This is a genomic window from Pseudomonas fluorescens (genome assembly GCF_001902145.1).
In the GTDB taxonomy this organism is placed as follows: Bacteria; Pseudomonadota; Gammaproteobacteria; order Pseudomonadales; family Pseudomonadaceae; genus Aquipseudomonas; species Aquipseudomonas fluorescens_BV.
The window spans coordinates 144,773-165,645 of the sequence record NZ_MRST01000020.1; the positions used below are offsets into that span (position 1 = coordinate 144,773).

9 protein-coding genes are annotated in these 20,873 nt (G+C 60.0%); all 9 read left to right on the forward strand.

Going from position 1 to position 20,873, the window contains the following annotated elements; translation table 11 throughout:
- Positions 1-26: 26 nt before the first annotated feature.
- Positions 27-10,268 (forward strand): two-partner secretion domain-containing protein, encoded by a 10,242-nt coding sequence (locus tag BUE92_RS29185; protein ID WP_305887673.1) that lies wholly within the window; start codon positions 27-29, stop codon positions 10,266-10,268.
- 512 nt (positions 10,269-10,780) lie between these two features.
- Complete coding sequence (locus BUE92_RS07975; RefSeq protein WP_073522945.1) at positions 10,781-11,413, forward strand: hypothetical protein; 633 nt, start codon at positions 10,781-10,783, stop codon at positions 11,411-11,413.
- Entirely contained in the window at positions 11,410-11,997 is a 588-nt protein-coding gene (locus tag BUE92_RS07980; protein WP_073522946.1) for a hypothetical protein, read from the forward strand. The genes BUE92_RS07975 and BUE92_RS07980 overlap by 4 nt, the downstream gene beginning before the upstream one ends.
- A gap of 69 nt (positions 11,998-12,066) precedes the next feature.
- The gene (locus BUE92_RS07985; protein WP_073522948.1) at positions 12,067-14,670 is read left to right on the forward strand and encodes an autotransporter family protein; all 2,604 of its coding nucleotides are present in this window, start codon (positions 12,067-12,069) and stop codon (positions 14,668-14,670) included.
- Between the two features lie 279 nt (positions 14,671-14,949).
- Positions 14,950-15,690: an AraC family transcriptional regulator gene (locus BUE92_RS07990; protein ID WP_073522949.1), complete on the forward strand. Its 741-nt coding sequence runs from the start codon at positions 14,950-14,952 to the stop codon at positions 15,688-15,690.
- A gap of 318 nt (positions 15,691-16,008) precedes the next feature.
- Positions 16,009-17,511: an efflux transporter outer membrane subunit gene (locus BUE92_RS07995; RefSeq protein ID WP_073522950.1), complete on the forward strand. Its 1,503-nt coding sequence runs from the start codon at positions 16,009-16,011 to the stop codon at positions 17,509-17,511.
- Positions 17,508-18,680 (forward strand): HlyD family secretion protein, encoded by a 1,173-nt coding sequence (locus tag BUE92_RS08000; protein ID WP_073522951.1) that lies wholly within the window; start codon positions 17,508-17,510, stop codon positions 18,678-18,680. Before BUE92_RS07995 ends, BUE92_RS08000 begins: the two co-directional genes overlap by 4 nt.
- A complete protein-coding gene (locus BUE92_RS08005) occupies positions 18,673-20,220 on the forward strand; it encodes an MDR family MFS transporter (RefSeq protein ID WP_073522952.1) in 1,548 nt (515 codons plus the stop codon). Before BUE92_RS08000 ends, BUE92_RS08005 begins: the two co-directional genes overlap by 8 nt.
- Before the next feature lie 85 nt (positions 20,221-20,305).
- Positions 20,306-20,767 (forward strand): SRPBCC family protein, encoded by a 462-nt coding sequence (locus BUE92_RS08010; RefSeq protein ID WP_073522953.1) that lies wholly within the window; start codon positions 20,306-20,308, stop codon positions 20,765-20,767.
- Positions 20,768-20,873 lie beyond the last annotated feature (106 nt).

Consider the following 20,873-nt stretch of genomic DNA (forward strand, 5'->3'; position numbering starts at 1 on the left):
ACGCCCAGTTGCAACGAGAATTTGAAATGGATGTTCGCCAATTTGCCTTCCTGGTTCGCCAGCCTTCTGCTGCCCTGAAAAGCCGTGACGCGTTCCTCGGCCTGCCCAAACGTGGCCTGGCGCTGATCCTGGCCAACGCACTGTTCTGGCAGCCGCTGCTGGCCCAGGCCGAAGGCATCGTGGTCAGCGCGCCCGGCACCACGGTCGGCCAAGCCGGCAATGGCGTGCCGGTGGTGAACATTGCCGCCCCCAATGGCAGTGGCCTGTCCCACAACCAGTTCAAGGACTACAACGTCGGCGCCAACGGGGTGATCCTCAACAATGCCACCGGCCGTACCCAGTCCACGCAACTGGGCGGCATCATCCTTGGCAACCCGAACCTGCAAGGCCGCGCCGCCAATATCATCCTCAACGAAGTCAACGGCGGCAGCCCCAGCCAACTGCGCGGCTACACCGAAGTGGCGGGCCAGTCCGCCAAGGTCATCGTCGCTAACCCCTACGGCATCACCTGCAGCGGCTGCGGCTTCATCAACACCCCCAACGTCACCCTGACCACCGGCAAACCCATCCTCGATAACGGCCGCCTGGACCGTTACCAAGTCGATGGCGGCGCCGTAACCATCGACGGCCAGGGCTTGAACGCCAGCAACGTCGACCGCTTCGAAATCATCACCCGCTCGGCCAAGATCAATGCGCAGATCAATGCGCGCAACTTGAGCGTGGTTGCTGGGCGCAATGATGTTAATGCGCAGACCTTGAGTGCAACCGCACGGGCCGATGACGGCAGCGCCAAGCCAGAACTGGCGATTGACTCCACGGCGTTGGGCGGCATGTATGCCGGCGCGATCAAACTGGTGGGCACCGAGGCCGGTGTGGGCGTGAAGCTCGACGGTACGTTAATGGCCAGTGGCGGCGATATTCAGCTCGATGCCAATGGACGTCTGAGCTTGGCCAATGCCAAAGCCAGCGAAGCGGTGGTGATCAAGGCCGGGCAGCTGGACGCTGCTGGCGCGGTGTATGCCGGCACGCGAGTCGATGTGCAAACCTCGGCAGGCCTGAGCAACCAGAAAAGCCTGGCTGCCCGCGACAGCATTACCCTGACCAGCGGTGGGGCGCTGGTCAACAGCGGCATCATCGAAGCCGGTGTCAACGCTGATGAAAGCCGCAACGCCAGCGGCGATGTCAGCCTTTCAGCCGCGAAGTTGAGCAATAGCGGCAGCGTAGTTGCCAGCCGAACCCTCACGGCTACCGCCAGCCAGACCTTGAACAATCAAGGCGGCACATTGAGCGGCACCAGCGCCGTGATTAACGCCGGTCAACTCGACAACCGCGGCGGTCGCGTATTGGGTACCGACTCGCTCAAGGTCACGGCCACCAGCCTGGATAACCGCACCCAGGGTTTGCTGCACAGTGAAAACAGCACCGACGTCACGGTGACCGCTGCGCTGGATAACCAGAGCGGACGCGTGATCGGTCTCAAGAACCTGGTGCTCAACGCCGGCCAACTGACAAACGATAACGGCCTGGTCGCCAGCCAGGCGCAAGCCCATATAACCGCCGGCCAACTGAGTAACCAGGCGGGGGAAATCTCCGCCAACCAGACCACCGTGATTGCCACGAACCTGGATAACCGTTCTGGCAAGTTGCTGGGCGGCAACCTCAACGTGACCGCCAGCGGGGCCATCGATAACCGCCTGGGGATTTTTTCCGCCGTCAGCTTGCTGACCGTACAGGCAGCCAGCCTGGATAACCGCGATAAAGGTTCCGTTGCCAGCCAAGGCATGATGAATCTGACGGTCACCGGGCTGCTGGACAATCGCAATGAAGGCAACCTCATCAGCCAAGGCGCTCAGCAAATATCCGCTGGGCAGTTGAACAACAGCCAAGGTGGGTTGCTGTCCAGCAAAACCACCATGGCGCTGCATGGCGACAACCTGATCAACCAAGGCGGCCTGGTGATTGCCGACGACGCGCTGACCCTCACCGGCGGCGATCTGGATAACAGCCAAGCGGGGGTGATCAGCACCAAGGCCACAGCGCACCTGCAACTGAACCAGTTGAACAACCGCAACGGCGGCAAGTTGAGCAGCGATGGTGCGTTGACCCTCAACGCCAACCAGCTTGAAAACGGCGCCGGTCGCATCAGCGCCAAGGGCGACTTGCAGGCAACGGTCGGTGTGCTCAATCAACACACAGGCGAACTCGTCAGCGACGGGGCACTGACGCTGAGCGGCACCTCGCTGGACAACCGCAATGGCGGCCTTATCGCGGCCACCAACGGTGTGGACCTGCGCAGCCAGAGCATCCTCAACCAGCAAGGCGAGATATCCAGCCAGGCCAAGGTGCTGGTGGTCGCCGAACAACTGAACAACACCACCGGCAAGGTCATCGGCGACAGCGGCCTGACCCTCACGGTGCAACGCCTGCTCAACCAGAGCAAAGGCTTGCTAGCGGGGCGTGACAGCCTCGTGTTGAGCGGCGCTCACCTGGACAACAGCCAGGGTGGCCGTGTCACCAGCCAAAAAGGCCTGCATATCACCCTGACCGGCGACTTGCTCAACCAAGGGCAGGGCACGCTGCTCAGCGAGGGCGGGTTGACGGTCAATGCCGGCACGCTGGACAACAGCCAGGGCGGCATTCTTTCTGCGGCCAAGGCGCTGGCGATCACTACTCAGGGCCAGCTGAACAACCAGGCAGGCAAATTACTCGCCGATGGCACAGCCACGCTGGCCAGCGCTGCGCTTAACAACAGCCAGGGCGGTGTAATCAGCGCCAAACAGCACGTTGACGTGCGCAGTGCCAGCCTGAATAACAGCCAGCGCGGCAGCATCAGCAGTGACGCCGGTATAACCCTCAACGCAGGCCAGCTGGACAACAGCCAACAAGGGTCGATTTTCGCCAAGTCCACGGTCAAGGCAAACCTGACCGGGCTGGACCAGCATGACCGTGGTGAGCTGGTCAGCAACACCCACATCGAATTGGACTTGCAGCATGGGCAACTGATCAACCGCGACCACGGCCTGATCGCGACACCGGGCCAGTTGCTGCTGAACAACCTGGGCAACGTCGACAACAGTCAGGGCGGTGAAATTTCCAGCACCCAGTCATTCCTGCTGGTGGCCGATGCGCTGAATAACCGTGGCGGCAAAGTCATCAGTGGCGACAGCCTGCAGGTACGTATCGCCAAGGCGCTGGATAACAGCGTTGAAGGTGTGTTGTCCGCGAAGAACCTCTTGCAGGTGGATGCAGATAGCCTGGACAACCAGGCCGGTGGAGCGCTCGCCAGCCGTGGTGCGCTGGACCTGAAGGTTACCGGCGTGCTGGATAACCATAACCACGGGCAGATCACCGCCGCTACGGTTTTGACTACCACCTCAGGCTCATTGAACAACAGCGACAAGGGCAGCCTCTCGGCCGGCACGCTCCAGACGCTCAACACCGGCGCGCTGGACAATCACCAGGGCGGGCGCATCGTCAGCGACGGTAGCCAGACAGTCACTGCCGCCAATGTGAATAACCGTGCAGGTGTGATCGGCAGTCAACAGTCGCTGAACCTGACCACTGCCAACCTCGATAACACCGCCGGGTTGATCAACAGCCAGGCAGGCCTGACCCTGACCGGGCATACCGTCGACTCAAGCCTGGAAGGGGAAATCTCGGCCAAGGGCGATTTGAAACTCATCGTTCAACAGCTGATCCAGCGCCAGGGCCGCCTGATCGGCGAGCGCGCTGTGAGCCTCGATTTGCAAGGCGGCAACCTCGATAACAGCGCCGGTTTGATCAGCGCCAAAGGCCCGCTGACCTTCGCGCGCCTGGCTAACCTGACCAACCGCGAACAAGGCGAAATCTCCAGCCAGACGGCGTTCACCGTAGCCGCCAAGCGCATCGACAACGGCGATCGCGGGGTCATCCTCAGTGCCGATCAACTGCGCCTTGAAGCGGATGCAGTGGTCAACGCCAACAAGGGTCTGATCTCCGGCTGGAACGGTCTGACGGTGGTCGGCAAGAGCCTCGACAACAGCGCCGAGGGCACGTTGTCGAGCAAGAGCGGCACCCTGCACACCGACCTCAGCGGCGTATTGGATAACCACGCAGCCGGCGCCCTGGTCAGCCAGGGGAAACAAACCCTCATCGCGGGCAGCCTGAACAATGATCAGGGGATCATCTCCGGCCAGGCTGACGTCGACCTCAACGTTGCCGGTCGCCTGGATAACAGCAACAACGGTCTGATTTCCGCGGCTCAACACCTGGGTTTCAATAACGCCCAGAATCAGATCCTCAACCGTGGTGGCCGGATCAACGCGGCCAACATCACCTTTATCGGTGGGAGTCTGGACAACAGCGCGGGTCAACTGATCAGCCAAGGCACCTTGGACGGCACCCTCAGCGGCGCGCTGATCAACGCCAACAACGCGCGCCTGGCCAGTGGCGCAGCACTGTTGCTGAGCGCCGCCAGCCTGGACAACCGAGGGGGCCAACTGGTCAGCCAGGACCGCCTTGACCTGACCCTCGCCAATGGCGACCTGGATAACAGCGCCAAAGGCACGCTTGCCAGCCAGAAAGACCTGGTGATCAAGCTGTTGGCCGGTGACGTTCACAACCAGCTAGACGGCCTGATCTTCAGCCAGAAGGGCAAGCTCGACATTACCGCCCGCACCCTCACTAACTACCAAGGCACGCTGCAAAGCCAGGCCGATAACCGCCTGCGCCTCAGTGGCGCCCTGAACAACCAAGGCGGTCGCGTCGACAGCCTCAGCGGCAATCTGGACCTGGAAACGGCCAGCGTCGCCAATACCGCAGGTGGCATCCTCAACAGCAGCAAAGGCTGGATCAAACTGGTCACAGGGCTGTTCAACAACGGCAGCGGCATCACCCAGGCGCAGTCGTTGGACATCCAAGCCAAAGGCGGCCTGCTCAACCAACTGGGGCACCTGTCGGCCCTTGGCGGTGACAGCCAGATCATCACCACTACCCTGAATAACCAGGGCGGCGGCGTGTATGCCGACACCTTGCTCAAAGTCACCGCCAACAACTTCGATAACCAGGGCACTGCGGCCAACAACGGCGGCAAGGTCGGCGCACGCACCATCGACTTCGGCCTCACGGGCACCCTGAGCAACCGCTATGGCCTGATCGAAAGCGACGACACCCTGAGCCTCGTCGCGCAGACCATCGACAACGTCAGCGGCAACCTGCGCGCCATGGGCCGGGTTGGCACCACCGATATTCGCACCACGGGCCTGTTCGATAACCGCTTCGGCGCGCTGGAAAGCGCCAACGAAACCCTCAACCTGCAAGCGGCCAGCCTGGATAACAACGGCGGGCGTATCGTCCACACTGGCGGCGGTAAATTTGACCTGACGTCCGATCAAGTCACCCGTGCAGGCGGCAGCTTCGTCACCAATGGCCAACTGGACATCAAGGCCGCAAGCTGGACCAACAGCAGTGTGATTCAGGCCGGGCGCCTGAACCTCGATATCGGCCAATTCACCCAGACTGCCAGCGGCCAATTGCTTGGGGCACAAAGCCTGACCGGCATCGGCGACACCTGGACCAACGACGGCCTGCTGGCCAGTGACGGCACCCTCAAGCTGACCCTCACCGGTGGCTACAGCGGCAACGGCCGCGTCAGCAGCCTGGGCGACATGACCCTCGCCGCCGCCAACATGGACCTGAGCGAGAGCGCTCGTATTGCCGGTGGTGCCGTCACCCAAATCACGAGCAGCAACGTCCTCAACAACCGTGGTCGCCTGACATCAGTAGGTGATCTGACGGTCAACGCCGCTACCTTGAACAACTACGGCACCCTGGGTGGCTCCAAGAACGTTCGCCTTAACGCCACGCATGTGCTCAACGAAAAAGGCCTGCTGTTCAGTGGCGAAGACATGACCCTGCGGGTCAACGAGTTCAGCAACCGCTTTGGTGACGTCTATAGCCTGGGCGGCCTCGACATCGCCCGCGATGATGCCAACGGGCGCAGTGCGCTGATCGAAAACGTCTCCGGTACGCTGGAAAGCGACGGCAATATGCGCTTGTTGGCGGATACGCTGAGCAATCGTCGTGAACAGTTCACCACCGAAAAAAGCCTGGTTTCCGCCAGCATCAGTGTGTACGGCAACGACTATTGCAAAGGCAAAGGCTGCGAGCTGAAGTTCAGCGGCGTCGAAACCTATGAGGACGTGATCAAAGGCAGCTCCGCCTCCGCATTCATCAATGCCGGTGGCGACCTGACGGTGGGCAGCCAGACCTTCGATAACCTCTACAGCTCGGTATCGGCATCGAAAAATATCCTGATCAACACCGACGTGCTGAACAACATCGGCGCTGCCGGTGGTGAGCAGCGTAATTTCGGTTACGCCTACTACACGCGCAACCGGTCGGCTTACGCGTTGCTGATGAGCGAAGTCGAGCAGTTCAACCGTAGCAACGATCCCAACTCAAGTGACTATAAGCCGGGTGAGTACACGTTCGACCAGTTCGTTGAGAAGACGAGGTTCTCGGACACCTTCTTTACTTCACCTATCGACTACACCGTCCCCACCTCTGGCAGCGTGATCGCCCAAGCGGTCATCCAGGCAGCCGGATCGGTCACCGTTAACGCAACCAAAGAAATCAACAACAGCGTCATCCGCCCGAACGCTACCGACATCGACACCCCGGTGGCCAACCGCAACACTAACTCGGATGTATTTGCTTCCACGGTAAAACCGGCCATTACCGCGCAGCTACCGCCAGACCTGGCCCAACGCCAGGTCAACCCGGTGACCTTGCCTGGCTTCAGTCTGCCAACGGGTGAGAACGGCCTATTCCGCCTCAGCGGCCAGGCAGCGAAGGGCGGTGCAGCGGGCAAAGCGGACACTGCCACCGGAGACTTCAACGTCAACGGGCGTGTCATCACCGCCGCCGACCGCGAGAAAACCCTCGACTACACCGCCGTGCAAGAACGCGGTTTCAACCTCGACGGCCAGCCCACCAGTGGTGCGGTCAACGGCCAGGGCCCGCGGGCCTTGGACAGCAGCACCCAATCGGTCACCCGCGTACAAGGCCTGCCGGAAATCACCCCGGTGGATAACAGCCACAAATACCTGATCGAAACCAACCCGGCGCTCACCGACCTCAAGCAGTTCATGAGCTCCGACTACCTGCTGGGCAAACTGGGCTACAACCCCGACGCCAGCTGGAAGCGCCTGGGCGACGGCCTGTACGAGCAACGCCTGATCCGCGAAGCCGTGGTGGCCCGCACCGGCCAACGCTACATCAACGGCCTCGCCAGCGACGACGCGTTGTTCCGCTACCTGATGGACAACGCCATCTCTTACAAGGACTCGCTCAACCTGCAACTGGGCGTATCCCTCACCGCCGAACAAGTCGCGGCCCTGACCCACGACATCGTGTGGATGGAAGAAACCGAGGTCAACGGCCAGAAAGTCCTGACGCCCGTGCTCTACCTGGCCCAGGCCGACAACCGCCTGGCGCCCAACGGCGCGCTGATCCAGGGCCAGGACGTCAGCCTGATCACCGGTGGCGACCTGCGCAACAGCGGCACCCTGCGCGCCACCAACAACCTGAACATGGTCGCCGGCAACATCGACAACAGCGGCCTGATGCAAGCCGGCAACCGCCTGGAAATGCTCGCCACCGACTCGATCCGCAACACCCGTGGCGGCATCGTCAATGGCCGCGACATCAGCGCCACCGCCGTGACCGGCGACATCATCAACGAGCGCACCGTCACCACCTTCAAACAGGACGGCCAGGGCTACCAACTGCGCAACGACGTGGTCAGCGAAGCCTCACGCTTCGAAGCCACCGACACGCTCAAGCTGAACGCGGGCCGCGATGTGCTCAACCTCGGCAGCAACCTCAAGGCCGGTGGCAACGCCAGCGTGACCGCCGGGCGTGACGTACTGATCGCCAGCCAGACCGAACAGGACGACTACGCCTACCAACGCCGTCGCATCAGCGGCACCGAGCAAACCATCCTGCAACACACCTCCGCCGTGGACGTGGGCGGCAACCTCGCCATCGACGCCCGCCGCGACATCGCCGTGGTCGCCAGCACCGTCAGCGCCGCCAAAGACCTCAGCGTCAAAGCCGGAGAAAATCTGACCCTGGCTGCTGCCGCCAACGAACAACACGACTACTCCAAAGGCAAAAAAGGCGGCACCAAAACCACCACCCAACTGGACGACATCACCCAACAAAGCGCCGAACTCAAAGCCGGCGGCGACCTGATCGCCATCGCCGGCACCGACCTGACCCTGGTCGCCAGCAAAATCAGCGCGGGCAATGAAGCCTATGTGCATGCGGATAACGAACTGCAAATGCTGGCGGCGCAAGACAGCCACTACTCGCTGTATGACATGAGCAAGAAGGGCAGTTGGGGCAGCAAAAAGACTCAGCGTGATGAAGTAACCGATGTGAAGAATGTCGGGAGCGAGATCAAGACTGGGGGTGATTTGACGCTGGAGAGCGGGGGGGATCAGAAGTATCAGGCGGCGAAGCTTGAGAGTGGCGGGGATATTGCGATTGTCAGCGGTGGGGCGGTCGAGTTTGAGGCGGTGAAGGATCTGCATGACGAGAGTCACACCAAGAGCAAGGGAGATGCGTTCTGGACATCGTCAAAAGGTAAAGGAAATACCGATGAGACCCTGCGCCAAACCCAAATGGTGGCTGAGGGCAATATCGCGATCAAGGCAGTGGAAGGCCTGAAGATCGACGTCAGACAGGTCAACCAGCAAACCGTCAGCCAATCGATTGATGCGATGGTCAAGGCAGATCCGCAATTGGCCTGGATCAAAGAGGCCGAAGCGCGTGGGGATGTGGACTGGAGGCAGGTCAAGGAGATTCATGACAGCTTCAAGTACAGCAACTCGGGGTTGGGGCCGGCGTCGCAGATCATTATTGCGATTGTGATGGCGGCGGTGGTTGGGCCATTGGCTGCAGGTGCAGCTGCCAGCGCAGGGGCGGGCGTTGGGGTGGCAGCTGGAGCTGGAGCAGTGGCTGCAGGAGCAGCGACCAACGCTACGGTCAGTGTCGTTAACAACCGTGGCAACTTGGGCGCGGTACTCAAGGACGTGACTTCTTCGGATGCGATGAAGGGGTATGTGATTGCTGGCGTCACGGCTGGCATGACCGCTGCTTATTTTGGTGATTGGACGGGGACTCAAACAAACACAATTACCGGGAAAGTTACGACACCGGGTCTACTGAACACTTGGAGCGGTGTTGGTAAATTTGCCGCCAATCAGACATTGCAAAGCGGCACATCCATGCTGTTGAGCAAGGCGCTCGGGCAGGGCGGTAGCGCCAGCGATGCATTAAAAAGTGCGCTGTTCAATACGTTGGCGGCAGCCAGTTTTAACCTAGTGGGCAATTACACCCAAGGCGTAATTGCCGATGGATCGGCACCCAAAGTTGCGATTCACGCGATGGTGGGTGGTTTGCTGGCTGAGGCTACGGGCGGCGATTTTAAAACCGGTGCGTTGGCGGCGGGGGCGAACGAGGCGCTGGTTACTCATCTGAATACGCTGGTTAACGGCAACGAAGAGTTGCTGACGATGAGTTCGCAGATCGTGGGTGTGTTGGCGGCTGCTGGGCAGAAAGATGCGGATGCTGCCAAGATCGAGAAAGGGGCTTGGGTTGCGCAAAACCTGACGCAATACAATTTTCTGGAGCATCTGCCACCAGGTTTAAGTGAATACGGATCAGCGGCGACTACTCTGGCAAAGGACATGCTGGAAAAAGGTGCCACTAACGACCAAATTGCCCAAGCACAGCTGGAGCTGGCCCGAGGGCAAGGTTTTGAAGGGGTTCAACCGGCTAACGAGTTCGTCAAGGCTTGGGGCTATTTTATGGCCGGCGAGCTCACAGGTGCGGGGCTGGCGGCAGTATTAGGTCGGCTTGTGATGGGGGGGGCAAAAGGTAGTGCGTTCGCTGGGAAAAACATTGATGATTTGTCAAATGCAGGAAAACTGCTTGATCCGGCCGATAAATCAGGACAACTTTCATTAGCGGGTCGAGCACTCCAAAAACACGGTAGTCGTGAAGGCAGTGCGTTTCCTAGCGTTAAAGGAAGCCCTTCTGAAATCAACGCTCAAGGGCAAAAAATAGCTGACGAAATTCTGAGCAATCCGGCGGCCACTGTAACCTACAAAGACACCGGTAGATTTGGGAAGGTCATGGATGTGATTGCCCCCGATGGCCGTGGACTTCGCTACGATTCAAATGGGAAATTTATTGGTTTGTTGGAGCCTCCAAAACGATGAATCTTTTATCTACTGTAATAACAAGCCCCCCAGATCGAGAGAATTGTGTATTCGAGATTTGGGCGGGCTCGAGTCAGTTGGCTGAGGTATCACATGAGCCAGGAAGACCAATTGAAATAGAAATTTATCCCCCCGCTGAGGGAGGTAAGTGGAATTTCAATCTTGAGGACCTTATGACTGCTTTGCATCAGGCGGCTAAGACTTTAAGCTCTCACGAATAAGTTGGTGCAAAAAGCTCTGGAGGTGCAATTGACGCTGGCTTCGATACGAGAAAAGGGAACAGATTTATTTTTAAATTTTAGGTTTGGCGAGGGTTTTTAGTTATCGACCAAAAAGGGTGAAAAATAAATCTGTCCCGAATGGCACTTACTTAAGGCCACTTTTCTAAAATCGGCCCCTTCCGTTTATGAAAGCTGCATATACAGAGTGTATGGCATCCCCTCGGCGCGCCTCTTATTCCACTTTCCCAAAAGTTTCACGCCAACAAATCAAACACCCAATAAGGACATTCCGTGCTCCAAACCCTCTTCAAAACCGCCGCACTCCTCACGGCATTGTCCCTGACCGGCTGCGTTTCCTACACCGTCACCGGTCCATTGAGCGCTCCGCCCCACTCCGCAAAGGTCAGCAGCCCCCGTACCGCACAAATCGCCGACGTTTCTGTCGCCATCCCAGACACTGACGACGCCACCCGCACCGCCATCAGCCGTTCACTCACCCATCAGCTCAACCAATACGTCAAGGCCGGTGGCTACTTCAAGGATGTCACCGAATACCCCGTGCGCCTGGGCGAGAACGACGTGGTGCTCAAGTTCAACGTGACCTCGCTCAAGGGCCATCGCGCGCCGCACCCTGCTTACATCCCGGGGGCTTTGTTGACCCTGACGATCTGGATTTGGGTAAACGGGCCCATCTACGTCGACAGTTTCGATATGGCCGGTGATCTGTCGATCGTTGACCGTAACGGTAAAGAACTGGCTGCCGCCAAGGAGCAGATCAAGTTTGAACACAACGTGGGGCTTTACGGGCGGGAGTATTGGTCGCCGGTAGTGGGGGGCAAGAAGTTGAATGAACTGGTTTCAACGCTGCTCGATAACGCCACGGCGAAGTTGGCACAACCACAACTTAAGGAAGAACAAAAATGATTGGGTCAATCAAGCACTGCGTGGTGCTCGCTGCGGTTCTGTTATCTGGCTGCGTGACGTATTCGCAGAACGAGTTGCCTCCCGTGCAGGCGTGGCCACCCACGGCCAATGCGCCGCAACAGAAACCGAAGGTGTTCGTGCGCACCACGGTCATGAATCAGGTCAACGGTGGGCCGGCCAATACGGCTGCGGGGGCTGCGGCAGCGGTTGGGGAAGCGACGGTTGCCGAGGGCTTTCGTGAGTCGGGGCGTTTTGCGTGGGTGAGTACGGATAAGGCCGAGGCGGATCTTTATGTTGAGGCCACCTTGTACAACAACGAACAGTTCAGCATGGCGTCGGCCATCATCACCGGGGTGACGTTCTTCATTATCCCTTCTACCGCAAAGAACACCTTCACCCTGGAGACCGTATTCAAGGACAAGGACGGTAAAGAGCTGGGCCGTGTGCACAAGAGCGAGTCGCTGCGTACCTGGATGCAGTTGCTGTTGATCGTTGCCGTGCCTTTCCGCCAGGACACCCACGAGGTGGTGCAGGCCCTGACCCGCAGCACGTTGGATGAGGCGGTGCAGCGGCGCTTGTTGTAGTCGTTCGTTTTATATCTGTAATCGCCATGGGTTTGTGGCGTTGCTTTCTGTCGTACATGGAGTTTTCAAATGAAGCAAAAACCGTTCAAGCAGAAACTGTTGGCCGTGATGGTCGGTGCAATCAGCAGCCAGGCATTGGCGGTTGAAGTGGATCTGGGTCAAGGCAAAACCTCGTGGAAGGGTGAGACGTTTAATGAGTCACTGACCTTCACCGGGAGGCTGACCCAAGCAACCAATCAAACCCCCACCCCTGAATCTGGCACTACTGCGTTGATGGGGGTCAGTGTTTCCGAAACCCACATCCAAGGTTCGCTGATTAATCGTGCCGATATTGTGATGACGTCGGACGGGCGCTCCATCCGAGCGTTTGCCGTGGACCCATTCGGTTTCAGAGATGGAACTTCAACCCCCAGCACAATTACGGGCGATCTGATTCAGGCCGGTAACATCACCATGAACAATGGGGGTTATGAAGGTTTTGAGATCGGTGAAGCCGTGATTGGGGGCAGCGTAATCAACTCCGGCACCATTAAAACAACTCCCGTTGTATCGGGCACTTCTGCTTTTGGTGGCACGGTTGGCGGCGAGGGTATGTTCCTGCATAACACCCAAGTGGCAGGCGACGTTGCTAACACGGGCGTGATCGAGGTGGTTGGCGATGAAGTAGTGGCGCTGGCAGTGGATGGCCCGAGTGATTTCCCGATCAATATCGGCGGCAAAATCATCAACTCCGGAACTATCACTGCAACTGGCCAGCGCGCCTGGGGCATAGAAGTTGAAACCACCACGAGCCCACTGCGTATCGAAAACAGTGGCCTGCTGTCTGTGAACGGCGCAGATGCTTCCGGTATTGTTTTTTATGCCGGCACCGTCGACTCCATCCTCAACACCGGCACCCTCGAAGCCCAAGGCACCCACGCCAAAGCGATCGATCTCCTGGGCGCCACCTTCACCCAAAACAACCCCACCGGCTCCCGCGGCATCATCAACCGCGGCACGATCATCGCCGATGGCACGGCCATCTCTGTTGACGCAGCCGAGCAAACCTCCACCTTTGAAATCAACCAACAAGCCGGTGAAATCCGCAGCAATTCCGGCATTGCCATCGACGCAGCCAACCGCGCCACCCTCAACTGGACCGGCGGCAAAATCGTCGGCGACGTACTCAACGTCAGCACGGTGAACATCGCCGGCCAGGCTGACTTTTCCGGCAGCCGCATCATCGCGCCAGTGTCGATCAACTCGGGCTCTCTGAACCTGTCGGCCCCCGGCACGGTGCTCACCGGTGACCTCAACATCGCCAGCGGTGCAGGCATTGATATGCGCCTGGCCAACAGCGTGGTGCCGACCACGCCATACCTGACGGTCAACGGTGCGGCGAATTTTGCTCAGGCATCGAAAGTAACCTTGAGCGCCACCCCTGGCGATTTCACCGCCGTGCCAAGCGGCACCGAATACACCTTGCTGCAAGCCAGCAGTCTGCAGAACAACGGCCTGTCGGTTGCCAGCACTTCGTCGCTGCTGGACGTGCTCAGTTATTCGGCCGATGCACAGACGGTCAAGGCCGTGGTGGGCTTGAAGAGCAATCAGCAAGTGCAAGAGGAACTGACCGGCGCGGGCGCCACTGAGCCGGTTGTCACTGTGGTCAACGAAGCAAAAAATGACGTGCTCGGGCAGTTGGCAACGGATGATCCGGTGTTCCAGGCCCTGGCCAACGCAGGCACGGCGCAGCAGTTGGCGCAGGTGGGCGAGCAACTCAAGCCGGACGTCAACCGTGGCGCGCTGGACGTGGCCTTGTCGGGCCAGACGGTGGTCAATGGCGCGATCCTCAATCGCCTCTCGGGCCAGCGTGATAATCGCGAAGCCGTGGGTGTGTGGTTGCAAGGCTTGAGCAGCAACATGGATCAGGATGGCCGCAGCGGCGACAACGGTTATTCGGCCAACAGCAGCGGCATGGCGGTGGGTGTGGATGGTCGGTTGAACGACAGCACCACGGTGGGTGTGGCTTACAGCTACCTCAACTCCAACATCCATTCGGACCTGGGCACCAAGACTGACGTGCAGGGCCATGCGCTGTCGTTGTACGGCAACTGGTCGCTGCAGAACTGGTTCGTCGATGGCAGCTTGAGCTACGGCCATAACGACAATGACAGCAAGCGCCGTGTGGCGGGCACTACCGCCAAGGGCAGCTACGACAGCAATGTGTTGTCGGCCAGCGTACTGGGCGGCTACAGCTTCAAGCTGTCGGATGCTGCCGTGATTGAACCGCGAGTGGCGGCACGTTATTCCAACGTGCGCATGGACAGCTTTACCGAGAAGGGCTCTTCAGCGGCGCTGAGTACCGGCTCGCAACGCTATGAAGTGGGCGAGTTGGGCGCGGGTGTGCGCTTGGCCGGCAACTTGCGGTTGGCCACCGGCAGCCTGCAACCGGAAGCCACCTTGATGGCTTATCACGACCTGATGGGCGACCGCGTGGCGCAAACCTCCAGCTTTGTGCTGGGCGGTTCGGCGTTTACCGTCACGGGCGCTTCGGTCGCACGTGACAGTTACGAAGCCAGCCTGGGCCTGAATTATCAGGTGTCGGCGCTGACGGTGGGCGCCAGCTATACCCGTCAGGCGCGTAGCGGGTTTGATGCTGATGGGGTGATGGTCAAGGCGCGTTACGCGTTTTAGGGTTAAGCCCGAACAGGGGCTCTTCAAGAGCCCCTGTTGTCCCCACAAGCAATAATCTTTCTTTGTTGAAATCCACTCGCCGATATTCTGGTTTTTTTAATTTTTACTTTGCGTTTTTTCACAGTACCCACCCCAATACGCAATTCCCCGCCCCCTTTCTTTGTTTAGTATTGGATCCAGTGGCCACTGAGGCCCACTCTGTTCAAAAAAGGAGAAGCGACATGATGCCCAAGGATCCTTTCAGCGCTGGCCGACCTAACCTGTTCGCGGCCTCCTGAAATGAACGCGCATACCTCTTTGGCAGCCCTCGCCGGTAACTACGTGCACGGCGACATCGTGGCTCCCCACCGACATGACGAGGGCCAATTGGTCTATGCCATCAACGGTGTGATGCTGGTGTCGGTGCAGCAGGCAACCTGGGTGCTGCCTTCCGGGCACGCCTTGTGGGTGCCACCGGGAATCGAGCATCAGATCCGCATGACCGGCGAGGTGCGTATGCGCACCTTGCTGATCTCGCCGGGGGCGCACGGTCGGTTGGCGCAGGCGTGCGAGGTGATCAGGGTTTCACCGTTGCTGCGCGAGCTGATTGTGGCTGCAGGTGATGAGCCTGACAGCCAGGCGGCGTCGTTGCGTCATGTGCAAATTGTCGAGCTGATTTTCTCTGAGCTTGACCGCGCGCAGCGGGTGCTGGCGCATGTGCCGATCCCGCATGAACCGAGGCTCAAGGCGCTGTGCGCGGAGTTTATCGACAACCCTTCCCAGGAGTCGAAACTGGAGAGATGGGCGGTGCAGCTCAATATGAGTTCACGCACCCTGGCTCGGCTGTTCCAGAAAGAGTTGGGCATGAGTTATGGCGAGTGGCGCAAGCGCACGCGGTTGCTGCTCAGCATGCAGCGGCTGGCCAGTGGGGCCTCCATCCTGGAGGTGGCATTGGAGCACGGTTACCAAAGCCCGAGTGCATTTACCGCGATGTTCAAGCGCACCCTGGGTTACACCCCGAGTCACTGCCGCCTGGTCTGAATTCACACCGGTAGCCGTGACTGGCACGTTGGCGAGGGGGCGACGAAGATCCAATGTGGGAGCTGGCTTGCCTGCGAAAGCGGTGGTGCAGTAACAGATGCATCGACTGACACACCGCCTTCGCGGGCAAGCCCGCTCCCACATTTTTGACCGAGTTCGACGCCTTGAACCGGTAGGTTCTGACGCGATCAGTGGCCACGATTCAGACGCGTTGTCCCACCTTGTCCCAATCGAAACGATGGTTGTCCAGAACTCGGGAGATGCGCACCCCGTTGCGCTTTTACCCTGCGTCTCTACTTGGCTTTCTGGATTTCTTCGATGGGTTCGCCTTCTTTTTTCCTACGGCATGGCCGTCTCTCGCTGCTCGGCGTGGCGGCGGTGGTGTTGGCGGGGTGTTCGTCTTGGGCTGCGCATACGCCCGCGCAGCCCCATCCGGAACGCATCAATGCCCTGAGTCGCCTGCCGCAAGGCGTGTCGGCCCAAGCATTGCCCGAGCGTTGGTGGCAGCTGTACAACGATCCGCAACTTGATGCGCTGGTGCAAAAGGCGTTGTTGCACAACCGCGACCTGGCAGCGGCCCAGGCCCATGTGCAGGCGATGCTGGCCGGCATCATGCAGGCCGATGCCGAGCGCTGGCCGTCTACCCAGGCGTCATTGGGCGCCGCTTACGGCAAGACCGCCGATGACCAGACTCTGGCCAAAGCCACCGACAGCCATGCGCCTTCAGAATGGGCGTTCAACCCAGGCTTCGAACTGGCTTATCAAGTGGATGTCTGGGGCCAGGTTCAGCGCACCATTGAACGGGCCCAGGTGCAAGCCGCGGCGGCGCAGGCTGCCGAAGACTTGCTGCGCATCACGGTCGCGGCACAAACCACCCGCGCTTATGTGAATGCCTGCGCCTTGGGTGCGCGTGCCAAGGTCCAGCGCCATTCGTTGGACGTGGTCGGGCATAGCCTGGCGTTGATCGATCGCCAGCGCCAGGCCGGTGTGGTGACCGACCTTGAATACCGCCGCATGCAAGCCCTGCAAGGCGAAACTCAGGCCCTGCTGCCGATGCTGCAGGCGCGTCGACAAGCCGCGCTGTACGAGTTGGCAATGCTGACCGGCATGGCTGATCTGGACCAAGGCTCTGGCGCCGCAACCTGTGAAGTGGTGCCACAACTCAATGCCGAGTTGCCGGTGGGCGATGGCTGGCAACTATTGGCGCGCCGCCCCGATATCCGGCAGGCCGAGCGTGCGCTGCAGGCGGCCACGCTGCAAGTGGATATCGTCCAGGCCGACCTGTACCCCAAGGTCACCTTCGGTGCTTCAGTGTCTTCCTCGGCCAATAAACCCCATGAGCTGGGCGACAGCAGTGCGCTGATGTTCGGCATCGGCCCACTGATCACCTGGCAGTTCCCCAATTGGCGCGCCAACCGCGCACGGGTCAACCAGGCGCAAGCGCTTGAGCGGGTAGAGGTCGCGCAATTCGAGGCCAGCGTGCTCAAGGCTCTCAAGGAGGTGCGCCAGGCCCTGGCCTTATACGACGGCGAACGCCAGCATCACGCGGCCCTGAGCCAGGCGCTGGAGAGCAGTCGCCAGGCCTACACCTTGGCCCAATTCAACTATGACGCGGGGGCCATCGACTTTCTCGACGTACTGGACAGTGAGCGTGAACTGATCCGTTTGCAGGCCGCACGAGCCGACGCCGATGGCCAGTTACTGCAACGCCAGATCAGCCTGTTCCGTGCCCTTGGCGGCGGTTGGCAGTCCGGCGCCGTCGATACCCCGGCCGCTGCGCCCACCCACGCGTCTATCCCTTCTTCCGGTACCCAGCCATGAATATCGCCGTTGATGAAAAAACTGCTGTCCAGAACGAGCAGGAGAATGTGCTCGAGCAACTTATGCATGCGCGTAAGCAACGGCGCAAAAGAAACCTGATCCTGCTGGGCGGCGCCGCGTTGTTGATCGCGGCGGTGGTGTTCGGCGTGTACTGGATGACCGTCGGCCGCTATCTGGAGCAGACCGATGATGCGTATGTGCGGGCCGACTGGATCCCTATCAGCCCGAAAGTCTCAGGCTACGTGGCCGAGGTGATGGTAGAGGATGATCAGCCGGTCAAGGCAGGGGATGTGCTGGTGCGCATCGAGGACCGTGACTACCAGGCCCGTTTGGCACAAGCCCGCGCAGAACTGGCCGAGACCCAGGCCTCGGTGGCAGCGCAAGAGGCCAACTTGAAAGTCACTGACAGCCTGATCGCCCAGCAAAAGGCCGGGGTTGCCCAGGCTGAGGCCCATGCTCGCAGTGTGGCCGCTGAGTTGCGCCGCGCAAGCCTCGACCAGCGTCGCTACGAAGGCTTGGTGCGCGAACATGCTGCCAGCGCGCAGCGTCTGGAAACGGCCGCCGCCAGCTACACCCAGGCCAATGCTGCGGTCGAAATTGCCAAGGCGATGCAACGCCAGCAGGAAACCCGCTTGACCGTGGCCATCACCCGCCGCCAACTGGCCCAGGCTTCGCTCCAGCAGCAGATAGCCCGGCGCAGCCAGGCCGAGGCGCAGTTGAACCTGGCGACGCATGCGTTGGAGGACACCTTGATCCGCTCACCCATCGACGGCGCGGTGGGGCAGCGCAAAGTGCGTACCCGCCAATACGTCGCGCCAGGGTTGCCGCTGCTGGCGGTGGTGCCTTTGCAGCAGGCTTATGTCGTGGCCAACTACAAAGAAACTCAATTGCGCGATATGCGTGCCGGCCAACCGGTGGATATCAGCGTCGACAGCTATTCGGGGCGCAAGCTCAAAGGCCATGTGGTGAGCTTTTCGCCAGGCTCCGGGGCGGTGTTCGCACTGTTGCCGTCGGATAACGCCACCGGCAACTTCACCAAGATCGTGCAACGCTTTCCAGTGAAGATCGTCATTGATGAACATGATGAAGGCGGACCTATTCTGCCGGGCATGTCGGTGATCACCACGGTGGACACCCGCCCAGCTGAGCAGGGCGCTGCACATGACTGAAGCGGCTGAAAAGAGCGTCTCCTTTCGCGCCTGGGTGGCGGTGATCGGGGGGCTGTTCGGCTGTTTCATGGCCGGCATGAACGTGCACGTGACCAGCGCCGCGCTGCCGGAGATCGAAGGCTCCCTGGGGGCGACGTTCGAAGAAGGCTCGTGGATTTCCACCGCCTACCTGGTCGCGGAAATCGTGATGATTCCGCTGACAGCGTGGCTGGTGCAGGTATTCTCCCTGCGGCGAGTGATGCTCGTGGGCTCGTTTGTATTTTTGGTGGCGTCGATTGCCTGCTCCTGGGCGCTCAACCTGGAAGTGATGATCATCATTCGGGTGATCCAGGGCGCTGCCGGCGCAGTGCTGATTCCCTTGTCATTCCAACTGATCATCACTGAACTGCCGCCCAGCAAGATCGCGATGGGCATGGCCTTGTTCGCGCTGTCCAACAGCGTCGCCCAGGCCGCCGGGCCGTCCATTGGCGGCTGGCTGACCGATGCCTATTCCTGGCGCTGGATCTTCTACCTGCAACTGGCTCCCGGCATTCTCTTGCTGTTGGCGGTGGCATGGTCGATCGATGCCAAGCCCATGCAGTTGAGCCTGCTCAAGCGCGGCGACTGGGGCGGAATCATCGCCATGATCGTCGGCCTGGGTGGCTTGCAGATCGTGCTGGAAGAAGGTGGCCGCAAGGACTGGTTCGGCTCCGATTTCATTGTGTGGATGTCACTGATTGCCGGCGTTGCCTTGGTGTACTTCGTGCTGTCGCAGTTGTATGGCAGTCGCTCCTTCATCAACCTGCGCCTGCTCAAGAGCTACAACTTCGGCGTGGCCAGCGCAGCGATGTTCATCTTTGGCGCGGCCACCTTCGGCCTGGTGTTCCTGGTGCCTAATTACCTGTCTCAGTTGCAGGGCTACAACGCCCGGGAGATTGGCATCAGCCTGATCGCCTACGGCATGGTGCAACTGGTACTGGCGCCGTTCATGCCGCGCCTGATGAAGTGGCTCAACCCGAAACTGATGGTCGCCAGTGGCTTTTTCATCATGGCCCTGGGGTGCTATCTCGGCGCGCACCTGGACGTGGACAGCGCCGCCAACGTGATTATTCCGTCCACCGTGGTACGGGGCATCGGGCAGCCGCTGATCATGGTGGCGCTTTCCGTGCTGGCGGTGTCTGGCCTGGCCAAAGATGAAGCCGGCTCGGCCTCGGCCTTGTTCTCCATGCTGCGTAACCTGGGTGGTGCCGTGGGCACGGCGGGCCTGACGCAGATCGTGGCCATGCGCGAGCGCTTTCACTCTGAGCGGGTAGGGGAGTCGATCACCCTGTTTTCCCCGTCCTTTCAGGAGCGCCTGCGGGCGAGCATGGCCGACAGCGAAGCTTTTATCTTCAACCAGCTGTTACCCGCTCAACAGCAGGTGATCGAGGGCTTGATCCACACCGTGCGGCGCGAGGCGTATCTGATGGCCTACAGCGATGCGTTCTACGTGTCCTGTATCGCGTTGATCGTGTGCGGGGTTGCGGCCTTGGCATTACGGCAGTCAGCCAAGAACGGATAGCCACGCCAAGCAGGTGTTGAACTTGTACAGCCCATTGCGTTTGGCAGGAGCCCACTATCCGCCCCCCGGAAAAAGGAGCTCTCTCATGCAACAACCCGATACCCTGGTTCGTAACCCGGTCGGCAGCCCTGTCGTCGCCCGCGTCAGCGTGAATGGCGATGCGCGCAGTGTGTGGAGTGTGGTGGGGGATTTCGCTGGTTTCGCGAAGTTTATCCCTGCCTTGTCCCATATCGAAATGACCGGCGAGGGCGTGCGTTCGGTACGCAAGAAACTCTTCAAGGACGGCAATGTCGTGATTGAGCAACTCAACAGCCATGACGACCAAACCATGACCATGACCTGGTCGCTGATTTACACCTCGCTGAACATCGGCAACCTGTGGGCGCTGATGGAGGTGGTGCCACAAGGCCCGAACCAGAGCCTGGCGACCTGGACCATCATTGGCCAGCCCTGCACGGGCGGTAAGGAAGACGTACCGGCGTTTGAAGCTTTCCTGCAAGGCTTTGCCGATGACGCGATGAAGAACGTACAGGCGCTTTTCAACTGATGTGTAGGAGCGAGCTTGCTCGCGAAAAACCTGAGGGCGCCGCGTACTCCAAGCACACCAGCGTCATCGTTGACGTTCTTCGCGAGCAAGCTCGCTCCTACAGAAG